This window comes from Chitinimonas sp., from assembly GCF_041904975.1.
In the GTDB taxonomy this organism is placed as follows: domain Bacteria; phylum Pseudomonadota; class Gammaproteobacteria; order Burkholderiales; family Chitinimonadaceae; genus Chitinimonas.
This window is the reverse complement of sequence record NZ_JAYRLZ010000319.1, coordinates 1-4,466: the sequence shown is the minus strand read 5'-3', so window position 1 is coordinate 4,466 and position 4,466 is coordinate 1. Positions and strand designations below refer to the sequence as shown.

Annotated in this window: 5 protein-coding genes; all 5 read right to left on the bottom strand. The window is 61.6% G+C overall.

Annotation, left to right across the window (positions count from 1 at the left end):
* Positions 1-101 precede the first annotated feature (101 nt).
* Complete coding sequence (locus ACE3OH_RS19855; protein WP_374357247.1) at positions 102-329, bottom strand: hypothetical protein; 228 nt, start codon at positions 327-329, stop codon at positions 102-104.
* Positions 330-332: 3 nt separating this feature from the next.
* The gene (gene hisS, locus ACE3OH_RS19850) at positions 333-1,589 is read right to left on the bottom strand and encodes a histidine--tRNA ligase (RefSeq protein WP_374357245.1); all 1,257 of its coding nucleotides are present in this window, start codon (positions 1,587-1,589) and stop codon (positions 333-335) included.
* Positions 1,590-1,592: 3 nt separating this feature from the next.
* Positions 1,593-2,858, bottom strand: coding sequence for a flavodoxin-dependent (E)-4-hydroxy-3-methylbut-2-enyl-diphosphate synthase (gene ispG / locus ACE3OH_RS19845; RefSeq protein WP_374357243.1), 1,266 nt, complete (start codon positions 2,856-2,858; stop codon positions 1,593-1,595).
* A 5-nt stretch (positions 2,859-2,863) separates the two neighbouring features.
* On the bottom strand, positions 2,864-3,889 hold the full coding sequence (locus ACE3OH_RS19840) for a helix-turn-helix domain-containing protein (protein WP_374357241.1): 1,026 nt from the start codon (positions 3,887-3,889) through the stop codon (positions 2,864-2,866).
* A 34-nt stretch (positions 3,890-3,923) separates the two neighbouring features.
* Positions 3,924-4,466: type IV pilus biogenesis/stability protein PilW (gene pilW / locus ACE3OH_RS19835; RefSeq protein WP_374357238.1), on the bottom strand; the 543-nt coding region annotated here is incomplete at its 5' end.

Genomic DNA, 4,466 nt, shown 5'->3' with positions numbered 1-4,466 from the left:
CGGCGACCAGGCTGGTGCTGACCAGCCAGCCCCATTTGGCCCACCAGGCCTTCAGCTCGTCTATCTGTTCCTGTTCCTGCAAATCAAAAGCCGCCATCTTGCTATCCTTGGTTTCCGTCTTGTTGCCTGAGTGCGCGTTGCAGCGCACCGATACGTTTGAAAAGATCAACCATAAACACCGTCACCAGCGCTCCCCCCGTCACCAGCAAGGCTGCGCCGAGCCAGTTGCCAAGTGCCAGATAGTAGACGCCGGCCGCTGCCAATACTGCACCGAGTACATTCAGCGCAAACAGGCGAATCGACACCTTGAGCTTGGCAGGCTCATGCATGAATCAACCCCGCAACACCGCCAGCAAGGCATCGAGCGCCAGCGTCTGCTGCTCGCCGCCATCGCGCAGCGGCTTGAGCGTAGCCGTTCCGGCTGCCGCCTCTTCATCACCCACGATCACTGCAAAGCGGGCGCCCGAACCATCGGCCTTCTTCATCTGCGACTTGAAGCTACCGCCACCGGCATGCACGGCCACCGCCAGGCCCTGATCACGCAAGCGCTCGGCAATCTGCGGCGCTTGGCGCTGGGCCGCCTCACCGGCATTGACCAGATAGACATCGGGGGCATCGCTGGCGGTGACGCCATACTCCTGCATCAGCAACATCACCCGTTCCATGCCCATGCCAAAGCCACAGGCCTTGGTCGGCTTGCCACCCAGCGTTTCGACCAGGGAGTCGTAACGACCGCCCGCAGCGATGGTGCCTTGCGCGCCCAGACGGGTGGTCACCCATTCGAATACGCTGCGGTTGTAGTAATCGAGCCCGCGAACCAAGCGGGTATTGTGCCGGTAGGCGATACCGGCATCGCTCAGCAGCTGGCACAGACCGTCGTAATGGCTGCGGCTGGCGGCACCAAGCACGTCGAACAGTTTGGGTGCCGCTTCGATCATGTCCTGCATGCGCGGGTTCTTGCTATCGAGAATCCGCATCGGATTGGCGTGCAGGCGGCGCTTGGCATCCTCATCCAGCAAATCACCATGCCGCTCGAAATAGTCGATCAGGGTTTGCCGATAGGCGGCGCGCTCATCCGCATCGCCAATGGTATTGATCTGCAACTCGACATCGGCAATGCCGACTTCCTTCCACAAGCGCGCCAGCAGGATCATCTGCTCGGCATCGACATCCGGGCCTTCATGGCCGAAAGCCTCGATGCCGGCCTGGTGAAACTGGCGCTGGCGTCCCTTCTGCACATTCTCGTGGCGGAACATCGGGCCGAGGTACCACAGGCGCTGCGGGCCGTTGTAAGTGAGGCTATGCTCGATCACCGCGCGCACGCATCCGGCCGTGCCCTCCGGCCGCAAGGTCAGCTTGTCGCCATTGAGTGCATCGGTCCAGGAATACATCTCTTTTTCGACGATATCGGTATGCTCACCGACACCGCGCACATAGAGGCCAGTGGGCTCGACGATGGGCAGGTGGATATAGCGGTAGCCATACTGGCCGAACACCTCGCTGACGGTTCGCTCCAGCTTGTGCCACAGTGCACTGTCGCCGGGCAGGATGTCGTAAAAACCCTTGATGCTTTGAAACTTGTCAGCCATCAGTCAAACAGCCTTCACAGGAATGATCTTGCTTGCGCGGCGCAATTTGCCGCCTTCGGCGTAATTGCTGCGCACATAATCGTCAACAATGGCCTGGAAGGCCTCGGCAATGCCCTCGCCCTTCAGCGTCACGGTTTTCTCGCCGTCGACAAACACCGGCGCCACCGGCACTTCGCCGGTACCGGGCAGGCTGATGCCGATATTGGCCAGCTTGGATTCGCCCGGTCCGTTGACCACACAGCCCATTACCGCCACGTTCAGGGTCTCGACGCCGGGGTATTGGCTACGCCATACCGGCATTTGTTCCCGCAGATAGCGCTGAATTTTTTGCGCCAGCTCCTGGAAATAGGTCGAGGTGGTGCGGCCGCAGCCGGGACAGGCGGTCACCAGGGGGGTGAAAGAGCGGATGCCCATGGTCTGCAGGATTTCCTGCGCCACTACGACTTCCTTGGTCCGCGCCTCACCGGGTTCCGGCGTCAGACTCACCCGGATGGTGTCGCCTATGCCCTCTTGCAACAGGATCGCCAGTGCCGCCGTCGAGGCGACAATGCCCTTGGAGCCCATGCCGGCCTCGGTCAGGCCTAGGTGCAGCGGGTAGGCGCAACGGGCACCCAGATCGCGGTACACCGCGATCAGGTCCTGCACATTGCTCACCTTGCAGGAAATACAGATGCGATCAGAGGGCAGGCCCAGTGCTTCGGCCTGGGCTGCGCTCTCCAGCGCCGACTGGATCAGCGCTTCGCGCATCAAGGCGTCAGGCGACAGAGGCTCGGCCAGCTTGGCATTCTCATCCATCATCCGCGCCATCTTGGCCTGATCGAGACTGCCCCAGTTCACGCCGATCCGTACCGGCTTGCCGTACTGAATGGCGGTTTCGATCATGGCGGCGAACTGCTCGTCGCGTTTGCTGCCCTTGCCGACATTGCCGGGGTTGATACGGTATTTGGCCAAGGCTGCCGCACAGTCCGGATACTGCGTGAGCAGCTTGTGGCCGTTGTAGTGAAAGTCGCCCACCAGCGGCACATCGCAACCCATGGCATCGAGCTGTCTGCGGATACTCGCCACCTGGGCGGCGGCCTCCGGCGAGTTGACGGTGATACGCACAATCTCGGAGCCGGCCTGCCACAATTCGAACACCTGCTGTGCTGTACCAATCGCATCGGCGGTGTCGGTATTGGTCATCGACTGGACCACCACCGGCGCGCCGCCGCCGACTGCGACATGGCCGACCAGAACACGATGCGAGATTCGACGGGGAAGCTGATTCATGCTGTCTACTTCAATTCCAGGGTGGCGACATCACCCTTGAGATAGGGCGCCAGATCGGTCTGCTGGCCCTTGTAAAACAGATCGGTATGGCGGGCATTGCCGATGCGCACCTGGAATGGCGGCTTGCCATTGAGATTGCGCGTTTCGCCCGATTTGACGTTTTCCTTGATCAGCACCTTGCCCGCTGCATCGGTGATCTGCACCCAGCTGTTGTCGCGGGTTTGCAAACGGATGTCTCCAGCCTGGCCATGAACGGCATCCTTTGGCTCCACCGGTGTCGATGCCGGTGTCGGAGCAGGCGCAGAACTCGGTGCTGCAATAGCCGCCGGAACACTTGCCGGTACAGGCGCACTGCTGGCAGGCACCGGCTGGGCGGTGTTTGCCGCAGCCGGCGTTGCACCATCCACCGCCGGAGCTGGCTGGTTCGGCAAAGGCGACGTGCCAGTATGGGCTGCCGCCGCCGGCTCGGCAGCCGCTGCGGGAGGTGGAACAGCCACCGGGGCGATGGTAAGGGCCGGGGTGGCAGGCGCGGCCACCTGATGGTCTGCCGCAAGACTGTTAACGGTGAGCTGTGGCTCGCGGCGGGCGTTCTCGAGGAACCAAGCCGCGCCGCCGATCAAGAGAATCAGCCCGAGCAAGGCCAGCAAGCCCAGCATCATCAGCGGACGATTGCCGCTACCGCCGGGGCGCAGCATCGGCATCGCCTCATCCTGCAAGCGCGGCAGGGCCGCCTGTGGCGCCTCGGCCGGCAGATGTAGGGCCAGATAGTTGAGCAAGGGCTGCGAGTCTATTTCCAGCAGACGAGCATAGTTGCGCACAAAACCGCGCACAAAGGTATTGCCGGGCAGCTGGCCGAAATTATCGGCCTCTAGCGCCTCGACCTGGCGTTTTGCCAGCTTGAGCTTGGTCGCCACATCATCGATGGACAGGCCTGCCTGTTGCCGGTGAGCAGCCAGTATGGCACCTGCCCCCTGTGGCTGGGTGGGTGCGGCTAAGCTTTCGGTCTGCAAGTGGATATCGTCTTGAGTCATGGTCGCGATCGGGCGGTCATGCTTTTCTAGTGAGTTAATCAAATTGACCCTTGGCCAGGCGCAGCGCTTCGTCGCTGTCCGGGAAACGGGTACGCAATTCCTTGGCAAAGCCGGCCGAAGCTTCGGCATTGCCCAGTTTGTGCTCGATACGCACATTGAGCCACAGCGCTTCCGCCGATGGCGTTCCGAGTTTGGCTTCGCGAGTCAGCAAGGTGCGGACAGCTGCCAGATCGCCGCGCTCGTACACCAAGCGCGCCAAACCCAGCAGCGTTTCCGGGTTATTGGGCTGAATCCGGTCGGCCTGGCGCAGATAATCTTCGGCGGCCGCCTTGTCACCGCCCTTGTGCGCGCAGATTCCCGCCTGTTGCAGCGATTTTTGCGGGGTGGTGTACAGCGGATTCTTCACCGCTTCGACAAAGTATTTTTGCGACTCGGCGTATTTGCTTCGGCGATTGCACAGATACCAACCGTAGTTGTGATTGGCATCAGGGTCGGTCGGATTCAAGCGCAGGGAACGCTGAAACGCCTGCTCGGCCTTGTCGAACTCGCGCAGATCCATATACACCAGACCCTCGAC